This window comes from Streptococcus sp. AM28-20 (assembly GCF_003603595.1).
GTDB lineage: Bacteria > Bacillota > Bacilli > Lactobacillales > Streptococcaceae > Streptococcus > Streptococcus ilei.
In genome coordinates, this window is the sequence record NZ_QTNK01000002.1 from 409,365 (window position 1) to 427,183 (window position 17,819).

Genomic DNA, 17,819 nt, shown 5'->3' on the forward strand with positions numbered 1-17,819 from the left:
TTCCCAATCAGATCAACAACCAATTATTCTTCAGTTAGAAAGGAATTATTATGACAAAAGTTAGAAAAGCAGTCATTCCTGCGGCTGGACTTGGAACTCGTTTCCTACCTGCTACTAAAGCCCTGGCCAAAGAAATGCTGCCAATCGTGGATAAGCCAACCATCCAATTCATCGTTGAGGAAGCCCTTAAGGCTGGCATCGAGGATATTCTCGTTGTCACTGGTAAATCAAAACGTTCGATCGAAGACCACTTTGACTCAAACTTCGAACTTGAGTACAACCTCAAGGAAAAAGGGAAAAATGATCTGTTGAAACTGGTCGATGAAACTACCGGGATGCGTCTCCACTTCATTCGTCAAAAACATCCGAACGGCCTTGGAGATGCTGTCCTTCAGGCCAAGGCCTTCGTTGGGAATGAGCCTTTCGTCGTGATGCTGGGTGATGACCTCATGGATATCACAGATGATACAGCGACTACGCTCACCAAGCAATTGATGAATGACTACGATGAGACACATGCTTCAACCATTGCTGTCATGAAAGTTCCCCATGAAGAGGTTTCTGCCTACGGAGTCATTGCTCCTCAAGGGGAAGGCATCAACGGACTCTATAGCGTTGAAACCTTTGTCGAAAAACCGGCACCTGAAGAGGCACCAAGTGACCTTGCCATTATCGGTCGTTATTTGCTAACTCCAGAAATCTTCCAAATCTTGGAAAACCAAAAACCAGGCGCTGGAAATGAAATCCAATTGACTGATGCCATTGATACCTTGAACAAGACCCAACGAGTATTTGCCCGCGAATTTAAGGGCAAACGCTACGATGTAGGGGACAAGTTTGGTTTCATGAAAACATCTATTGATTATGCCTTGAAACACCCACAGGTTAAAGATGATCTCAAACAATACATCATCAACCTTGGAAAACAATTAGAAGAAAGTGGGAAAGTGACTGAGAAGTAAAAAATCCTCACCCTGACTTTTTGATTATAAAGCAAAGAGACCGGACTATATGTCCGGCCTCTTTTTGTTTCTTAAAAACAGGTTGGTTCTTTAGGCTTTATTCTGTTTGCGTTTTTCTACATAGAAGGCAAATCCAAGTGCACTAATCAAGACACCACCGATGATACCAACCATTGAAATGGTTTGTCCAGTAGATGGCAATTTCTTGCTTTCTGTTTTTTCTTCTACCTTAGCTGCTGTTTTGTAGACAACTCCATAAGATGAGAAGTGATTGGTTGTGAAGGTTACCCTGCTCTTGTCTTCATTTAAGCTGAACTGGTAAGTTTCAATCTTGCCATCTTCTCCAATGCCTACAACAGATTCTACTTCTTTCATAGGATCCACTGGCATCGTCACCACAGTTGGGCTGAATTGATGAACAGGGCCATTTTGATTTGACAACTGAATGTCGTAAATCTGATAGTCTTTACCTTTGAGGGCTTGGACATCCTTCAATACAGAAGCTGCCAAATTAAAACCACCTTGGGCAAAGTCAGGGTTTTGTAGGGTGATTCCAGTAACAGGATCAACTAAAATGTAGGAATTCGTAGGAAGAACCGGACGATTGTTTGTAGTTGGAGCAGGGACAATCGTAGTTGATGTATTTACATCCTTGTTTGGCTCAGTACTTGGTTGAGTTGGCTTGGTTTCGTTCTTGCTTGGCTCAGTGCTTGGCTCAGTTGGTTGAGTTGCATCCGTGCTTGGTTCAGTCGTTGTAGTTGTGGTTTCATCCTTGCTTGGCTCGGTACTTGGTTGAGTTGGCTTGGTTTCATTCTTGCTTGGCTCAGTACTTGGAGCTGTTGTTGTAGTTGCATCTGTGCTTGGCTCGGTACTTGAAGCTGTTGTTGTAGTTGCGTCAGTGCTTGGCTCGGTACTTGGAGCTGTTGTTGTAGTTGCGTCAGTGCTTGGCTCAGTACTTGGAGCTGTTGTCGTAGTTACGTCAGTGCTTGGCTCAGTACTTGGAGCTGTTGTCGTAGTTACGTCAGTGCTTGGCTCAGTACTTGGAGCTGTTGTCGTAGTTGCGTCAGTGCTTGGCTCAGTACTTGGAGCTGTTGTCGTAGTTGCGTCAGTGCTTGGCTCAGTACTTGGAGCTGTTGTCGTAGTTACGTCAGTGCTTGGCTCAGTACTTGGAGCTGTTGTCGTAGTTACGTCAGTGCTTGGCTCAGTACTTGGAGCTGTTGTCGTAGTTGCGTCAGTGCTTGGCTCAGTACTTGGAGCTGTTGTCGTAGTTGCGTCAGTGCTTGGCTCAGTACTTGGAGCTGTTGTCGTAGTTACGTCAGTGCTTGGCTCAGTACTTGGAGCTGTTGTCGTAGTTACGTCAGTGCTTGGCTCAGTACTTGGAGCTGTTGTCGTAGTTGCGTCAGTGCTTGGCTCAGTACTTGGAGCTGTTGTCGTAGTTGCGTCAGTGCTTGGCTCAGTACTTGGAGCTGTTGTCGTAGTTACGTCAGTGCTTGGCTCAGTACTTGGAGCTGTTGTCGTAGTTACGTCAGTGCTTGGCTCAGTACTTGGAGCTGTTGTCGTAGTTGCGTCAGTGCTTGGCTCAGTACTTGGAGCTGTTGTTGTAGTTGCGTCCGTTGGTTCCTTGTAATCATCTGGAAGAGATGCCCGATACGGATCATCTGTTCTACCCGCTTCTTTCAAGGTTGCTGAAAGCTCTGCTTCGTATTGTTTAAATTGTTTGAAAAGACGTTCAGAACGCGCAATTGATTCAGCAGTTACTTGATCCTCTGCCCCTTTTGCAGCTACTTCATCAGCTTTCAAGGCAGCGTATTTTGCATCGCTCACTTTTTGTTCGATAATGAGCTGTTCTTCTAGTGCTTTCCAGTGATTTTGGATAGATTTTCCGAAGAGATCTTGGTTATTGATGGCCATTTGGTCAATGTGCCAAACTGTCCAATACCATGAATTTGGATCATAAGTAGCTGTTTGAGGTTTAAAGGCTTCGTAAGTATCTTTTACATTTCCATAGAATGGAACATAAGGGGTGTTCCGTGAAGGTCCCATGCCGAGCCATACAGTTCCACCAAATGATTTTGGAAGGTTTGGATTGATTTGATAGACATGGGCATCAATCACATTTTCGTTTCCTAAGGCATATTTATATTGGTCTTTACGAACAGTATCGTTGCTACCATCGTCACCTTGTTTCTTAACACCGATTTGATCATCTGGTACAAAGCGACCATTCAAGTGTTCAAAACGGTTCCGTTGCAAGGCAAAAGCATCTTCTAAGGTGTATTTTTTATTTGGATCGGTTGGTGAACGGAAGAGCTCATACTCATCATCCTCATAGGTGACTTTAGAGTCTGGATCTAGCAAGGTAATACCTGCATAGGTCCGTGAACGGTCCCCTTCAGCATATTTTTCTGGTCCATAAGATTTAGCAATATGGAAATTGCCATCTTTATCGGTCTTGTAGTTGCCAGATTCCTTGGCTACTTTTTCGACATCTTTCGAAGCAATCACATTTTCCTTGTCATTCAAATCCACATGACCAAGGTAGTAGGTATTTGCAAAGACTGCGTATTTATCTTCTGGCACCTTCACCGCTACATATTGGTGACCAGAAAGAATTTCCATATACCAAGTTTCATTTTGGTCTGCAAAGACGACCACATTCCCTTCAGCTGAACCTTTTTCTTCGATGACTTTAGCCAGTAATTCAACCCCTTCACGGGCAGTCTTCACACGTGGCAAGATGACATCTAGCATCGCTGCTTCTGGAAGTCCATTCTCTTTCAAAGGATCCGTTGACAAGACCTTCTTATTTGGGATCGCTGTTACTGTCGCAGTCATGGATACACCGGCTTCATTAAAACCATGTTCCCCGAAAGCGCCGTTGCTACCGTCACCACGAGCAGAGTCATAAGTAGCTGTATATTTCATTTCGTTGGCAGCATGAGGGTAGGTAAATCCATTAGATTCATCCTCGATTTGATCTCCCTCATTATAAGTCTTGGCATCGACAACAACATAGTTTTTGTTGTGTTTTCCACCATTTGGATAATAAGGATAGTCCTCAGTCCGACCAAACAGGGTGGTACCATCCTTGGTCAACTGGCGACCAATGATAAATCCACAGCAGGCCTGAACGGCTTGAATTGGTAGGAGTAAGAACGTCATCGCTATCAAAGCTAGTTTAAACAACCATTTCTTCATCGTAAATCTCCTTTTTGCTTATTTTTGTCCTCAAGCGATTTTGGACACAAGTAGGTTTTATATACTACCAGTCTACTCCTTTTCAACCAGTTTTGCAAGCGCTTTCTTTTTACAATTTTATTCATTTATTTGTGATATTTTTAGCTTTCTCTATCGTTTTTAAGAAATATATACAAAAAAACTGAGACTTCACTCAGTTTTCAGATAGTTTACAAATGTGCTACAAATCCTTGGAAAGACTAAGACATAAGAGCCCATGCATAAAGAAGGGTGGCTCCAGCTATATAAAGGAGCAGAGCTCCCAAGCGCCAAGTTTTTTTCACGCTATCTCGCTCACCATAGACTGGAAAGACAAAGGCTAGAATCCCTCCTCCTACCAAGCCTCCTAAGTGACCTGCCAGACTAATCCCCGGCATAAAGCTAAAGAGGATATTGACCAGGATCAATGAAGTATAACTTTGGCTCAGATACTGAATGTAGGGACTCCGAGCAATGAAGCGCAAACTGGCAATGGCCCCAAAGATGCCGAACAAGGCGGTAGAAGCCCCAGCTGCGACGACTTCTGGAGAAAAGGTCATCACAAAAAGATTGCCCATTAAACCTGATAAGATGTAAAGGACTAGAAAAGCTTTGGAGCCAAATAAATCCTCTGCGATTCTTCCGAGAAAATAGAGGGTAACCATGTTTAAAACAAAATGTTGCAAGCCAATATGAACAAACATGGCAGCAAGCAAACGCCAGCTCTGACTCGGGTCTACCTGAATTTCAGCTCCTATGACACCCCCAAAATCATAAACAGTCTGGACAGATTCATAGTTAAAGCCACGAACCAGCAACATGGATAGAAAAACGCCGGTTGTTAATAGAAGCAAGCTACTGGTCACTGGGTATTTCTTATCAAATAGTTGATTCATCCACTAGAACCTCCTTAACAGGGATATCATGGGGAGCAGGTGAAAAGTCTGCTTCTTGGCAAGCATAGATGGTGCTGACGGTCGCTCCGTCGAAATCTGCCAAATAGCGATCGTAATACCCTCCTCCATAACCCAGACGGTAGCCATCCTTTTGAAAGGCCACTCCAGGAACATGGATCAGGTCAATCTCCGACTGATCTACCACTTGAGCCCCATCCTCTGGTTCCAAGAGGCCAAAGGATGTTTGTTTCAACTTCTGCGGATCATAGACTACAAATTCCATGCGTCCTTTTGGATAGGTTTTTGGAATGACGACCTGCTTGCCATCAGCTTGAGCTGCATCAATCAGAAAACTCGTATCCACCTCATGCGGGAAGGATAAATAGGTCGCTATAACGCTTGCTTCTTGGTAAACTGACAAAGAGCGCAACCGCTGGATCAAGGCTTGATCAGCCTTTCGCTTGTTCTCCGGCTCCAAGCCTTTCATCTTCTTCAATATACTTTTTCGAATACTTGCTTTCATTTCCATCTCTCTTTATTGGTTGGCTTTCATTTTTAAGAAAGGACTAATGGCTTTGACACCAAAGTGCAGGGTTTCTTCCTTGGGACTCATCTGAGGGTGATGAAGGGCATAAGGACTGTCCACTCCCAACCAGAACATGACTCCATCCACTTTTGACAAGAGATAACCAAAATCCTCTCCGGTCATGGCGGGTAGGATATCCATCAAGGTCACATCTTCTGCTTGATCAAAGAAAGTCATCAATTCATCTGCCAAGTCTGGATTGTTTTCCACCGGCAAATAGCCCCCTTGCTTGAGTTCCAACTCTAGGTCCATATCAAAAGCATCTGCAACCCCTCTCGCAATCGTCTCGAGTCGTTTCTGGGTCAAGAGGTTCATTTCCATGGTCAGGGTCCGGATGGTCCCATGCAGAAAGGCCGTTTCTGCAATGACGTTATTGGTCGTCCCCGCATGCATGGAACCGAAGGTCACAACTGCCCCCTCAATAGGATCGACATTACGGCTGACAATGGTTTGAACTTGAGTGACAAAATAGCTAGCAGCGACTAGGGCATCCTTGGCTTCATGCGGAAAAGCAGCGTGTCCACCTTTTCCTTTAAAGGTCAGCTTCACTTCACAGGTCCCTGCAAAGAGCGTCCCCCGATTGGTCGCGATTTCGCCTACCTTTAAGTCCGGACGAACATGGAGGCCGTAGAATTGATCAGGCAACCAATCTCCAAAGGCCCCATCTTCATACATAAGCATGCCTCCAGCTTCATTTTCCTCGGCCGGTTGAAAGAGGAATAAGAGATTGTTCTTCGGCTGTTCTTGAACCAATTGCTCCAACAAGCCCAAGGCTAAGGTCATATGAACATCATGGCCACAGGCATGCATCCGACCTTCGTGGCGGGAGGCAAAGTCAAGGCCAGTTTGCTCGATAATGGGCAGGCCATCGATATCCGTCCTCCAGCCAATGGTCTTTTCTGGATTGGATCCTTTCAGAAAAACCAGGATCCCCGTCCGCCAGGTCCGCTGCTCGACGAATTCTTTTCCCTCGGTGATTTCTGCAATGCGCTCCAAAAGATAGGCTTGTGTTTTAAATTCTTCTAGTCCAATTTCTGGGATTTGATGCAGGTCCCGTCGAATCTTTACTAAATCAAGTGTCATATCCGTCTCCCTCTTTTGAGAAGAAGCCGAGGTATCCCCCAGCTTCCTACTTCTATACTCTTAAAGGTTACGCAAGGCATCCTCAAGTGCTGTTTTTTGTTGCGTCTGTTCATCAATAGTCTTGATCACGCGCGCAGGTACACCGGCTACCACTACATTTTCAGGCACATCCTGGGTAACAATCGCACCTGCCGCTACGACGGAGCCATTGCCAACTTGAACCCCTTCGATGACGACGGCATTGGCTCCCACCAAAACGTTATCCCCGATTCGGACTGGTTCTGCAGAGGCTGGCTCAATGACACCAGCTAGGACCGCTCCTGCTCCGATGTGGCTGTTTTTACCAACCGTTGCACGGCCACCAAGAATAGCTCCCATATCGATCATGGTCCCTGCACCAATTTCAGCACCGATATTGATGACGGCTCCCATCATGATCACCGCATTGTCTTCAATGGTCACCTGGTCTCGAATGATCGCACCAGGTTCAATCCGAGCATTCAAATAACGCTTGTCCAGCAAAGGTACCGCCGAATTGCGACCATCTTGCTCTACGATATAGTCTTTGTTTTCTGTTAAGTTGGCAAGAAGGGGCTCAATCTCTTTCCAATCTCCAAATAGGACATTGCCTAATTTTACAACGGATGCTGGAAGATCTCCTGCCAGTTCCCCTTCAAAGGTTACTTTTACATTGGTTTTCTTTTCTGCATTCCCGATAAAGGCGATAATCTCTTGTGCAGTCATTTTTTGTGCAGTCATGGCAATACCTCTTGTTCTATGTAGTCAGTCCTCTAGGAAGACGAGCTTCTTTCGAACTCTTTGATTTTACTATTATAGCATAATTTCAAGAGTCCTTTAAATAACTGGCAGACGAAGTAATCTTAAAATCCTAATGTATCTTTGTACTATCTCCCAAAATCACGCTATGGTTTCTTTTTAACAGCTATTCCTTTTAGATACCACTGATCAGAGTTTTCCTCGAAATTTAGGGAAACTTGTTCATTATCTACCGTTGAATAGGAGAGGGTGCAGGAGTATACTTTCTGAGAAGATGAGATGGAAAAATGTGTAACTTCAGGAGTTCCCATTTGAGAAATAACGTCATGAATTTCCTGTCCATTTTGAGAAAAGAGAGCTCTAAATTCTTCTGTTGTTTTGGTTGGTTCTCCTAAAGAATTAGCGTAATATCCCATATAGATATTAGTGACCCTATACTCATTGTCATGTCCCATTAGATTAAAACTGACATTTCCACGATTATCCGGTAGTTCATATTGTAAGGTAATTCCCCGTTTGTCTGCACTTACATTAGAAAAATAACCTCTTTTAGCTTTTCCATACTGATTCACAAGTTCTTCAGCGGTCACATTGGATAATTTGTTTTTTTGACTGAGAACCAATAACTCGTCAAAATTAAAGTCACGAATCCCATTATCACCATCTATATAGGGGGAATTATCAGCAGTCAATTGTCACAATTTCTTATCTGACTCACTCTTCTCTTCTTTTGTTAAGCTAGAAGATTCTGATGTTTGGCTAGAGGAGGCAGATGATGAGCTAGAGGATGTCGAACTGAAAGAATGACGATCCTGTTTCTTACTTACTGGGGTATCCTTTTCTGTCTTATCGAGAGAACTGCTTACATAACCAAGAGCTACAATTAAGAGACTAAAGATGAGAACCATTCCCACAGCAACTGCAAAAAGCGAACCAAAACGAGGCATGCCTGCTCCTCGAAAAGCATCCTTACGGACGCTTCTCTTCACTCCTTTTTGATAGCTCCGAAGACTGGGACTTTCAAAAGCTTCTCCTTCAGGTCCACGATCTGAAAAGACCTCAGATACTTCCCTATTCCTACTTGGGAACCTAGACCATTCTCTTTGAACCTGCCTACCTTTTTCCATTCCATTTTCCCTTCTATTTACTTACATTTGTTTTTTAGAGTCTGGTTGACTCTTATGCAACAAGTAATAGGAATCCTCTACCTGTTTAAACTCCAATAAATAAGTTTTCCCCTTCTCATCCTGATAGGACAGTTGAAAGCCTTCCTGATCAGGGCCGATTTGGTGTCGGACAAGGGATTGTAAGCCCTGATAGCTGCCTAGAAGTGCCTTCAAATCTATCTTTTCTCCAGGTTCTAAGCTCTGATAAACTTTTTCTGAAAAAACTTTTTTTCCATCCCGATCGAGATTGGCCAGACTCGCGTCGATCTCTTCTAACAGATAGCTACCATCATCCCCCTTGCTGAAAAGTAAACGGATGGAGGCTCCCTTGCCTCTGTCGTCCCATCGATAGAGCAAGGAGAGACTGGGTTGCTTGCTTGCTACAGATTGAATGAGTACTTTCTCTTGCGGATGTCCCATCTCCTTCAGAAGGGTCTCCAAGCGACTTCCAGTCTGCTTTAGGCTACCATTTTGGTTCTTTATCGACAGAGGGAAATGTTCGATCTGATCCAAGGTCCATGGCGAATCCTTTTTTTCATTCGTTTCTTTTAAGAGTCGCTCCCCTTGAAATTCTTTCGCTTTAAAAGTTGATAAGTTCCTTATTTCATTTATGGCTCTAGAATTTTTCGGCGGATGACTAAGGACCTCTAGACCCATCCCTAAGAGGAGCGCTACCAGCAGGAGAGCAGGAATTTTTAGCTTCTTGATGACTGTATCCATTTACTCCTCCTTATTCGACCTTGACTAGATGATAGCGAGTATCTTTTTGGGGTTGCAAAGTGAGAAAGACCAGCCCCTCTTGTGCACGGTAGGTCAAGACCAAAACTGTCTTTCCATCCTTATGATTCAAAAGTAATGATTGTGGCAAGCCAACCTTTTGTAAAATGTCTTCTAGTTTCATGCTTGTTTTCTCTTTCCCACTAGCAAGACTGGTCAAGGCTGCCTTTTTCAGCTGTTTACTTTCTATATTCTGCTTAGAGGTTGGTTGATAGCCCTGAATAGCTGTTAGATAGTAGCCATCCTTCATATGGGTAAATTCAAATTGGTATCTATCTCGACCATCTTGTGTCGTTCCATAGCTGAGACGAAGGAGCTGCGTTCTAGCTTTTGACTCCAGCCGAGCTTGCTTGGCTCCCCCTAATTTTTTGACCAGGGTCTCCGGTGTCGTCCCCTTGGTGCTTAGCTCACCAGTCCCATCTCCTATTTTAAATTCTAGCAATTCCTCCAAATGCACCCCAACTTCTGGTCGATCTGATTTCGCCAGGAAGGCCTGCAGATAAGCTTCTTCCTTACGAAAGGTCACTTGCTGGTCTGGATTTAGCTGGTCTTGTGGACTCCCAGAAGCAGCAAGCCCATATCCTACTCCCAACATTGCGAGGATCCCTAAAAGAATCCCTCTTTTTTGGATGAAAGCTAAGAGGGTCTTCAGATGTTTTCTTGTTATTTCCTTTACATTATCCATTCTGCGATCGTATCTGTATCCCTTTCCGTCCAACTGTTCACACCTATTTCCTTTGGCAACATATTCTACTATACCATAAATAGCTCGTCCCCGCTAGAACAGAAAAAGATCTGAAAATGCCATTCCAGATCTTTTTAGGGTTTTAGGTGAATGGATTTTTCCTCCCTTACCTCTTTCGAAAAGAATGAATGAAGAGCCCCTTCTTCATCATAATTTTTTTTCAGATAAAAGGAAATCTCCATCAGATTGTCTCACAAAAGTCAACCTATATTCAGAAGAACTTGAGGATTTTATATTTACTGTCATTGTAGTAACAATATCTTTAGTTTTATAGTCTTCATCTGCAGACATTGAAAGACTAGAAATAGTATGATCCTTAATCACTTCCTTGTAGGATACTCCATCCTTACCAGTTTTAGCATCTCCCACTTTCAGTTTATCATAGTAAGATGAGGTCATAAAATCGTCCTCAGCTTCTTTATGATTCCCTAAATAATAGAGGTTTTTTAAATAGTAATTGTCTCCTTTCTTCTGAAACGTAAGGCGCATTTCACGAACAGTACGATAACTAGTCAGCGTATCATCCTGATCTTCTTGTAACTCGCCCCATTCTAAATCAATTTTATCTTTTCTAAACGTGCCTTTCAAAGCTTTGCCATGTACATCCACAACATCTTCAATGCTTGTTCCTAAATCTGGAGTTTCGTATGTACCAAACTCCAAATCAGCTAAATCATCAATGTTCCAAGAAAATTCTGCTTCTTCCGGATCAATATACTTACCAGCCTGATCTCGTTTTGATTCTCCTGCGTTAGCTGTTGGGTGAAGGGCTGGTTCGCTACTTTTAGCATTTGCTGCACCAAAAGAACGACCAAGAAATAGACCTGCAATGACTCCTAAGACTGCAAAAACACTAACACAAGCGATTAACAGACCTTTCCCTGGCTTCTTTTGATTACCAGTTTCTGGCACACCAAATGGTGCCTGTGATTGATTCATATTCATCTTTCATCTATCTCCTCTATATTAATAACGTTCTGGACCAATGTATAAGAAATCTCCATCTGGTTGTGCTAAGAAGCGCAATGTCTTATAATCGTCACCGACCTTAAAGTTTACGGTTGCAATAACACGAGTAGAGTCATACTTTTCTCCGTCCTCAGTCATTTTTGTTTCTGTTCCAATTCGGACAACATTTGATTTATGCTTTTTCAAAACTTCTGATAGGGAAGTTCCACCTTCACCAGTTTTCTTATCTCCTGTTTTCAGATTTTTGAATTCTTTTGTACTCAACTCACGATTTGCAGAAGTATCTTCATCTTCATCGTCTTCTTCGTCTGCATAGAATTCTTCTAAGTCAAAAGCTTCCACAGTTTTCAAATAATAATTGCCATCAACTTTTTCAAATCGGAAATAAACATTCTGATGTTCAGCATTCTTTGCGCGATCCCAATAAAGAGTAAGGCTATTCTTATCATACTCTACACTGGAAGCCAATCCATAGGTTTCAACAATCTGATCAGCAGTCAACCCATAACCATCCTTGTTGGTATAACTCAAGGTAGCAAGGTCTTTAAGAGTCCAGGTGAAAACAGTCTCCTTCTTTTCTGTAATGAAGCTGTTTTTTACCTTCTTTGCTTCTTCATTAGCGAGTTCTAAGCGTTTTGTTCGATTAGCATCTGCTTGAGGCTTAGATGAATTTCCCCAGAAATAGCCAGCACCGCCACCAATTAATCCACCAAGAACAAGTGCAAGAAGGGAAAAGACAACAATTTTCGTCCATCCACGCTTCGGTTTTGGCTGAACATTCCATTGCGATTGGAAGGCTTGAGGGTTCCCTTGTTGGTAGAAAGGATTGTTTTCTACCTGAGGAGCTTGGTTTTGGAAAAATTGTCCCTGCCCTCCAGCTTGTGGTCCTTCTACTGGAGAAGACTGTTGAAAGGCTTGCGCTCCTGGTGCGCCAAATGGCTCATAAGCTGTTTGACCATTTTGTGCTCCAAAAGGTTCTTGAACAGTCTGCCCTCCTTGTGCTCCAAAAGGTTCTTGAACGCTTTGACCAGTTTGGGCTTCAAGAGGTGGTTGAACGGTTTGTTCATTTTGTGCTCCAAAAGGTTCTTGAACAGTTTGTCCCTCTTGTGCTCCAAAAGGTTCTTGAACAGTTTGTCCCTCTTGTGCTCCAAAAGGTTCTTGGACAGTTTGTCCCTCTTGTGTTCCAAAAGGTGTCTTGTCTTCTGTTGTCATAATCTCTCCTTTACTAAGAACCTTCGCCCATCATCCTCCCCACTTTTTGTGGCCATAGTTTGACGTGCAAAGTATAAATATCGTAGTTCTACTATATCATAAAACCGTCTACTTTTCCACCTCATTCTGAGATATTGAAAGCGATTAAAAAACGACCTCTTTCGAGATCGTTTTGTCTGTCGATTAAAGACGAGCGTTCAATTCTTTGCTCAATTCTTCAAATCCTGGTTTACCAAGAAGGGCAAACATGTTGCGTTTGTATGCTTCAACACCTGGTTGGTCAAATGGGTTGATCGCGTTCAAGTAACCTGAAAGGGCAATGGCTAATTCGAAGAAGTAGATAGTGTAACCAAGAGTAAAGGCGTCTTGCTCAGGAAGAGTCACGTACATGTTTGGCACGTCACCGTCTGTGCGGGCAAGAAGAACACCGTCAGTTGCTTTTTTGTTAACGAAGTCAACGTCTTTTCCTTGAAGGTATCCAAGTCCATCAAGATCTTCTTCCAAAGTAGGGATGATCACGTTCTTACGAGGTTTGTCAACACGGACAACTGTTTCAAACATGATACGAGTTCCTTCTTGGATAAATTGACCCAATGAGTGCAAGTCTGTTGAGAAGTTAGCTGAAGTTGGGTAAATCCCTTTTTGGTCTTTCCCTTCTGTTCAGGCACCCCTTATGGATGCATCTGCTGGAAATTCCCTTGCACTGGCTGGCTAGTTTGATTGACTTCAAGCTCTTTGCGCTTGACCCTGACCGTCTTTTTCTGGCATGTTTTTATCCTTATAAATTTTGTTGATTTGTCATATTGCGAAAACATTGAAAAACAATGACAAATTTTACAATATTAAAACATAAATTATTTTCCCTATCAAAAAGGGAGTGGGAAAGAACTTCAAACAAGTTAAAAAGTTCATCTTCCCACCCCCGCACAGTTGATCAGGCAATCTTTGGGGCTTAAAAAGCGAAGGAAGATGCCAATCAACCACTGCGTCATCTATTTTTTCTAATTTAGACCCAGAAGCCTGGACTTTTTGTCCAAGCTCTGAATCAATTTTTTAGACTTTTATTTTTCTAAATTGCTTGATTTTAAATTTTGTTATGGTCAAGCAGTTTCGAAAATCTGAATGGTAGAGTCCTTTTCAATTACTACTGCTTGGTCTGCTGCAACATGGAGAGTGCCCGGCAGGCTGCCCTCTTTTGAACCATCAAAAGAAATAGTGATATGGCCCAGTCCAGTTAAATTTTTTTCTACTACATTTCCTACTGCAGTAATCGAATATTCCTGACTATCTACGACCAGCTTTCCACCTTCTAGTATTGCACCTAGAAGATTTTTGTTATCGATTTTAAAACAATACTCTGCTAAGTCTTCTGGAGCTTCTTCTCCAAATAAAATGAGCATATTAGCGTCTTGAATCATATTCTGAGCTTCAGGCCCCACTTGAATTACTTTAGCTTCAAAAATTTTCTTCATCTAATTCCTATTCATCCTTTCTCAAATCTGTCATAAACTTATGTTTGTAGATAAGTTTAACATAATAGTTGCTATATTTACGTGCATCTATCAAAGGTCTACTGATAAAGGCCAATACTAGCTATCCAAGCTACTAGCACCCGCGGAACACCATTGAGAAAGCGTGAATAAAGCACAGAAGGGACACCAACCTCAACTGTTTCAGCCTTGGCTTCAGATAGACCGAGTGCTACAGGAATGAAATCACAACCGTTTTGAGTGTTGATAGCAAATATAGCTGGCAGAGCCATTTGGGGCGGAATATTCCCTTTGCCGATTTCAACTCCAATTAAGGTTCCAATAATCTGACTGATAACAGCTCCGGGGCCTAACAAAGGAGATAGGAATGGCAAGGAACAGATAAAGCCAATCAAAATGAGTCCCCAGATGTTCCCAGCTAGGGGAACCATTAATTTTGCCAGCCAATTTCCAACACCTGAACCTTGAATAACCCCAATCAGCAAGGAAACAAAGGCCATGAAAGGAATGATCGTATTGAGCATTGTTTGTATGGCTTCACGAGCAGCCTGGTTGAAAGTCGCAACGACCTTCCCAGCACCCATCCCAATTCTTGCTACAATACTTGTTTCAGCTTTTTGCTCTGTAATTTTTTTACTAGTATCGTAAGTTGGCTTTTCTGTTACCACAGTTGTCGCTTTTTCGTCTTCATTAGCAGCAGAAATTTGATTAAGACCAACTGCTGACACATAGATTTCCTCGGTTATATATTGAGCTAGAGGCCCACTTTTCCCTGTAGCGACAATATTTATTGTAGGGATCCCCTTTTTAGGATAAATACCACAGCGAAGAGTACCGCCACAATCCACGATTGCTAAAGCAATTTCCTCATCTGGGATAGAAGTTTTAAACCCATTAACAGCTTCCATACCGGTCAAATCAGCAATTTTATCTACAATATCTGGCTTTTCTCCTCCGCCAGTGATATAGATGAATTTATGCTTAGCTTCACTAGGTGTAATGACCAAAGGTCCTCCGAAACCGCCATTTCCTTTAACAACTTTTATACTCTTATATGACATAATTTCACTCTTTCTATCAATCAAATGTTTTACTCAAGGTAACACCTTGCTGTTTTGCTACATAAGCAGTTGTAAAATCGGTCACCCAACCGCCTACAAAGTTCATGACAAGCCCAACAAGCATGTAACGAATGGCTAAGTCCATTTGACTTAAACCTAAAGTTTGAATTCCTGTTGCAATTCCCATCCATACAAACAATTCCCCAGGATTGATATGCGGAAATACACCATTTGAAGTATGGCAGAACTGCATCTGAGCTGCTACAAAACTAGGTTTATAATATTCTGGTAAGAAACGTCCCATACTGATTGCCATCGGATTCCCCAGCATAAAGGCTGAAATGAAAGGTAAAATCATATACCGGCTAACAGGATTTTTGGCAGAAATCTTAGCCAGGGAATTGACCTTCTCTTCTCCCAAGAAAGCGATAAGGGTATTCATTGCAATCAATAGCATTAAGACAAGCGGTACAATATTTGTCATCCAGCTAATAAAGGTTTCTCCACCTAATTGGAAGAGTTTCATAAAACTCTCTGCAAAATTTGTAATGTGATTCATAAGGAACTCCCTTTCTTATTTTTTTTTAATAACTGTTTAATAGATAATTGTAAGTAATTCGCATAAAAGCCGAATCCCAGAAAAGAATCAGATGAACTTGTCTCTTTCTCAATACCTGCCTCATGCCAAAGATAGACTTTTCTAGCATCTTCTATGGCTGATTGCATCAACTTATTTTCTTTTCTCACAAGAGGATTATACTTGTCAAAATAATGGATGTCTTCTCCAACATAATCGTCCATATTTTGAAAACGTGCTAAGATTGTGACTCCTTGCATTTTGCTAGCTTTAAGAACCCGACCGTTTTCATCAACCGCGAACATGACAATCGTACCGGATTTGATTCTTCCGGACTTCCTGCCAATCGCTACGCGCCCCAGTCTTCGGAGCATCGTATAGGTCTTATTGAAGTCTTTGAGTTGCTGCCAGCCGAGGAACATTTGAAATATATAAGCTGCCATGATAAATACAGCGAAAATTATTAGCGAATTCATTAAAATACTCCTTTGCTCTTAGAAAATGATAGAAACTCTGTCTCTGTTTCTACAGCCCTCAATGCTTCTTTTAGAGAAGGCTCTCCTGCAATTCGAAAAATGTCGTCATACAATTCCAGCAATTCACTCTCCATTTTGCTTTCAATTTCTGAGGGAATGGCGACTAGAAAGATAAATTCAATCCAATCATCTCCTTTTTGATAGGGCTCTTCTAGCTTTCCAAACATTAAAATAGTTTTTGCATAACCCTGGTTAATTGTATGGGGGAAGGCAATTCCTCCACCAAAAATGGTTGATTGTTTTTTATCCCTATCAATTATCCGATTTCTAAAACCTTCATCAATCATCTGAAGTTTCTCTAACTCTGCAACCATATTTAGCAAGTATTGCTGATAGGTTTTTTGGGGACTCAACCGAAGAAAACGTAAGCTGACTGTTTCTAGATTTTTTTGATGAAAAGCATTGGCCCTCTGCCATTCTTCCTGCAGCCATTGATCATCAAAAAGATGATTAACTTGAATGACTGGAGATTTAGAATCTTTATATTTTAGAGGAACTGTCGTAAAAATCGCGAAATAGTCCTGATTCAAATCCAGATTAAAATCCTCTTCAGAATACTGAGTAATGTCTACATCATTTCCAAGAATTCGTCTGAGTTGCTGAATAATCATCGCAGCAGTTCCTCTTCCTGTTGTGCAAACTACAGCTATCTGCTTGCGAGAACCATTTACAACAGAGTTTTGCTTTCTTAAAATCATTTCAAAATACAAAGCCAGATATCCGATTTCAGATAATTCCAATTCAGAACCAAAAATTGCAGATAGTTCTTCTCCAGCAATTTTCGCCATTTCAAAAGCAAAAGGATATTGAGTTTGAACCTCGCCATGGAATATATCATTAGCTTGCACATGGAAAATCAGTCGATTGATTAAGGAGCCTAGATGAGACTTGATTTCTTCAAATAATTCTTCATCATCAAAGTTAACCAACATTGTTTCTTTGACTTTCTTGACAATCCCTTGAAAAATGTTTGCAAGCTGTTCAGATTGATAAGACGGCTTGCTTAAAGTGTCAATAAAACGGATATTAAACGGAAAACACAAAAAGTCTATCTCAAACTGACTGAGGGAAATCTTATAAGTCATCTCAATATGATAGATTAATTTTTCAACCAAAGGTGTCTCTGTTAAATCATTCCTATAGTAAGGAATAGGGCAACTCAACACCCTAGATGCATGAATACGCTCCACCATAATTGAAATTGTCTTTCGAAGGAGTTCCTTTGTTTCTTTCGGGATTTTATACTCCTGGAGTAGCGTCTCCAGAAAAGAAGATGTTGCCTCGGTGAGTGTCTTTCCTTCAAAGTAAGGGGCCACTTGGTGAATATAGAGCAAGCGCAAATTCAGCTCGGACCCCAAGACCTCCAGCCCACGGTTGGGCTTTCCTGAAATAGTGATAGAGTAACTCTCTGCCAAAGATTTTACTTGTTTTAAATCCTTATTAAGGGTACTTCTACTAACACCTGCTTCCTCAGCCAAGTCGTCAATAAGAAGAGGGGAGGTTGACTCAATTAAACGTTTTAGTAAATAGGCAATTCTTTTACTGGAAGAATTGAAGTCACTCTCCCGTTTTAAACTACCAGATAAAATCCTTTCCAACTCAGTATAGTCATACACCTCTAACATTAACTGATCATCTTGTGAGATAATCTGGATACTCGGAGCCAAAACATCATTTAATTGTTGGATACTCTTTTGCAAGGTTTGCATACTAATATCCAGCTCTGAGCGCATATCTACCAAGGAATAAGTTGGCTGTGAGACCAT

17 protein-coding genes and 1 pseudogene are annotated in these 17,819 nt (G+C 42.0%); 1 reads left to right on the forward strand and 17 read right to left on the reverse strand.

What is annotated here, in order from left to right:
- Window positions 1–50 precede the first annotated feature (50 nt).
- The gene (gene galU, locus DW738_RS07045; protein WP_023024600.1) at window positions 51–962 is read left to right on the forward strand and encodes a UTP--glucose-1-phosphate uridylyltransferase GalU; all 912 of its coding nucleotides are present in this window, start codon (window positions 51–53) and stop codon (window positions 960–962) included.
- 90 nt (window positions 963–1,052) lie between these two features.
- Here galU and DW738_RS10470 read toward each other — a convergent pair whose 3' ends face one another.
- The 17 genes and pseudogenes from DW738_RS10470 to DW738_RS07125 all read right to left on the reverse strand — a co-directional run bounded on the left by DW738_RS10470 (window position 1,053) and on the right by DW738_RS07125 (window position 17,819).
- Window positions 1,053–4,160 carry a C69 family dipeptidase gene (locus DW738_RS10470; protein WP_347736727.1) on the reverse strand — a complete coding sequence of 1,036 codons (3,108 nt, stop codon included), beginning with the start codon at window positions 4,158–4,160 and terminating at the stop codon, window positions 1,053–1,055.
- Between the two features lie 239 nt (window positions 4,161–4,399).
- Window positions 4,400–5,074: a rhomboid family intramembrane serine protease gene (locus DW738_RS07055; protein ID WP_117744781.1), complete on the reverse strand. Its 675-nt coding sequence runs from the start codon at window positions 5,072–5,074 to the stop codon at window positions 4,400–4,402.
- Window positions 5,058–5,597, reverse strand: a complete 540-nt coding sequence (locus DW738_RS07060) for a 5-formyltetrahydrofolate cyclo-ligase (RefSeq protein ID WP_123160678.1) — start codon at window positions 5,595–5,597, stop codon at window positions 5,058–5,060. The genes DW738_RS07055 and DW738_RS07060 overlap by 17 nt, the downstream gene beginning before the upstream one ends.
- Before the next feature lie 12 nt (window positions 5,598–5,609).
- A complete protein-coding gene (locus DW738_RS07065) occupies window positions 5,610–6,743 on the reverse strand; it encodes an N-acetyldiaminopimelate deacetylase (protein ID WP_123160679.1) in 1,134 nt (377 codons plus the stop codon).
- 60 nt (window positions 6,744–6,803) lie between these two features.
- Window positions 6,804–7,502 carry a 2,3,4,5-tetrahydropyridine-2,6-dicarboxylate N-acetyltransferase gene (gene dapD / locus DW738_RS07070; protein ID WP_117744784.1) on the reverse strand — a complete coding sequence of 233 codons (699 nt, stop codon included), beginning with the start codon at window positions 7,500–7,502 and terminating at the stop codon, window positions 6,804–6,806.
- A 164-nt stretch (window positions 7,503–7,666) separates the two neighbouring features.
- Window positions 7,667–8,212 (reverse strand): hypothetical protein, encoded by a 546-nt coding sequence (locus tag DW738_RS10415; protein WP_243634254.1) that lies wholly within the window; start codon window positions 8,210–8,212, stop codon window positions 7,667–7,669.
- 3 nt (window positions 8,213–8,215) lie between these two features.
- Window positions 8,216–8,647 carry a hypothetical protein gene (locus DW738_RS10420; RefSeq protein ID WP_243634255.1) on the reverse strand — a complete coding sequence of 144 codons (432 nt, stop codon included), beginning with the start codon at window positions 8,645–8,647 and terminating at the stop codon, window positions 8,216–8,218.
- Between the two features lie 21 nt (window positions 8,648–8,668).
- Window positions 8,669–9,406 (reverse strand): hypothetical protein, encoded by a 738-nt coding sequence (locus tag DW738_RS07080; protein WP_123160680.1) that lies wholly within the window; start codon window positions 9,404–9,406, stop codon window positions 8,669–8,671.
- Window positions 9,407–9,416: 10 nt separating this feature from the next.
- On the reverse strand, window positions 9,417–10,058 hold the full coding sequence (locus DW738_RS07085) for a hypothetical protein (protein WP_243634256.1): 642 nt from the start codon (window positions 10,056–10,058) through the stop codon (window positions 9,417–9,419).
- A gap of 297 nt (window positions 10,059–10,355) precedes the next feature.
- Window positions 10,356–11,153: a hypothetical protein gene (locus tag DW738_RS07090; protein ID WP_023027341.1), complete on the reverse strand. Its 798-nt coding sequence runs from the start codon at window positions 11,151–11,153 to the stop codon at window positions 10,356–10,358.
- Window positions 11,154–11,174: 21 nt separating this feature from the next.
- Entirely contained in the window at window positions 11,175–12,389 is a 1,215-nt protein-coding gene (locus DW738_RS07095; protein ID WP_123160682.1) for a hypothetical protein, read from the reverse strand.
- A gap of 183 nt (window positions 12,390–12,572) precedes the next feature.
- Window positions 12,573–13,049: pseudogene (gene pgi / locus DW738_RS07100) on the reverse strand (glucose-6-phosphate isomerase); the annotation flags it as partial.
- A 440-nt stretch (window positions 13,050–13,489) separates the two neighbouring features.
- Window positions 13,490–13,861: a PTS glucitol/sorbitol transporter subunit IIA gene (locus DW738_RS07105; protein WP_008808177.1), complete on the reverse strand. Its 372-nt coding sequence runs from the start codon at window positions 13,859–13,861 to the stop codon at window positions 13,490–13,492.
- Window positions 13,862–13,959: 98 nt separating this feature from the next.
- A complete protein-coding gene (locus tag DW738_RS07110) occupies window positions 13,960–14,940 on the reverse strand; it encodes a PTS glucitol/sorbitol transporter subunit IIB (protein ID WP_020992831.1) in 981 nt (326 codons plus the stop codon).
- A gap of 16 nt (window positions 14,941–14,956) precedes the next feature.
- Window positions 14,957–15,499, reverse strand: coding sequence for a PTS glucitol/sorbitol transporter subunit IIC (locus DW738_RS07115; protein WP_023024625.1), 543 nt, complete (start codon window positions 15,497–15,499; stop codon window positions 14,957–14,959).
- On the reverse strand, window positions 15,496–15,993 hold the full coding sequence (locus DW738_RS07120; protein ID WP_023024627.1) for a transcriptional regulator GutM: 498 nt from the start codon (window positions 15,991–15,993) through the stop codon (window positions 15,496–15,498). Before DW738_RS07120 ends, DW738_RS07115 begins: the two co-directional genes overlap by 4 nt.
- A complete protein-coding gene (locus DW738_RS07125; protein ID WP_123160683.1) occupies window positions 15,993–17,819 on the reverse strand; it encodes a PRD domain-containing protein in 1,827 nt (608 codons plus the stop codon). The genes DW738_RS07120 and DW738_RS07125 overlap by 1 nt, the downstream gene beginning before the upstream one ends.

Excerpts from the sequence above, each read along its gene's own strand:
- galU (WP_023024600.1), top strand. The coding sequence starts at position 51 with ATGACAAAAGTTAGAAAAGCAGTCATTCCTGCGGCTGGACTTGGAACT.
- DW738_RS10470 (WP_347736727.1), bottom strand. The coding sequence starts at position 4,160 with ATGAAGAAATGGTTGTTTAAACTAGCTTTGATAGCGATGACGTTCTTA.
- DW738_RS07055 (WP_117744781.1), bottom strand. The coding sequence starts at position 5,074 with ATGAATCAACTATTTGATAAGAAATACCCAGTGACCAGTAGCTTGCTT.
- DW738_RS07060 (WP_123160678.1), bottom strand. The coding sequence starts at position 5,597 with ATGAAAGCAAGTATTCGAAAAAGTATATTGAAGAAGATGAAAGGCTTG.
- DW738_RS07065 (WP_123160679.1), bottom strand. The coding sequence starts at position 6,743 with ATGACACTTGATTTAGTAAAGATTCGACGGGACCTGCATCAAATCCCA.
- dapD (WP_117744784.1), bottom strand. The coding sequence starts at position 7,502 with ATGACTGCACAAAAAATGACTGCACAAGAGATTATCGCCTTTATCGGG.
- DW738_RS10420 (WP_243634255.1), bottom strand. The coding sequence starts at position 8,647 with ATGGAAAAAGGTAGGCAGGTTCAAAGAGAATGGTCTAGGTTCCCAAGT.
- DW738_RS07080 (WP_123160680.1), bottom strand. The coding sequence starts at position 9,406 with ATGGATACAGTCATCAAGAAGCTAAAAATTCCTGCTCTCCTGCTGGTA.
- DW738_RS07085 (WP_243634256.1), bottom strand. The coding sequence starts at position 10,058 with ATGTTGGGAGTAGGATATGGGCTTGCTGCTTCTGGGAGTCCACAAGAC.
- DW738_RS07090 (WP_023027341.1), bottom strand. The coding sequence starts at position 11,153 with ATGAATATGAATCAATCACAGGCACCATTTGGTGTGCCAGAAACTGGT.
- DW738_RS07095 (WP_123160682.1), bottom strand. The coding sequence starts at position 12,389 with ATGACAACAGAAGACAAGACACCTTTTGGAACACAAGAGGGACAAACT.
- DW738_RS07105 (WP_008808177.1), bottom strand. The coding sequence starts at position 13,861 with ATGAAGAAAATTTTTGAAGCTAAAGTAATTCAAGTGGGGCCTGAAGCT.
- DW738_RS07110 (WP_020992831.1), bottom strand. The coding sequence starts at position 14,940 with ATGTCATATAAGAGTATAAAAGTTGTTAAAGGAAATGGCGGTTTCGGA.
- DW738_RS07115 (WP_023024625.1), bottom strand. The coding sequence starts at position 15,499 with ATGAATCACATTACAAATTTTGCAGAGAGTTTTATGAAACTCTTCCAA.
- DW738_RS07120 (WP_023024627.1), bottom strand. The coding sequence starts at position 15,993 with ATGAATTCGCTAATAATTTTCGCTGTATTTATCATGGCAGCTTATATA.
- DW738_RS07125 (WP_123160683.1), bottom strand. The coding sequence starts at position 17,819 with ATGGTCTCACAGCCAACTTATTCCTTGGTAGATATGCGCTCAGAGCTG.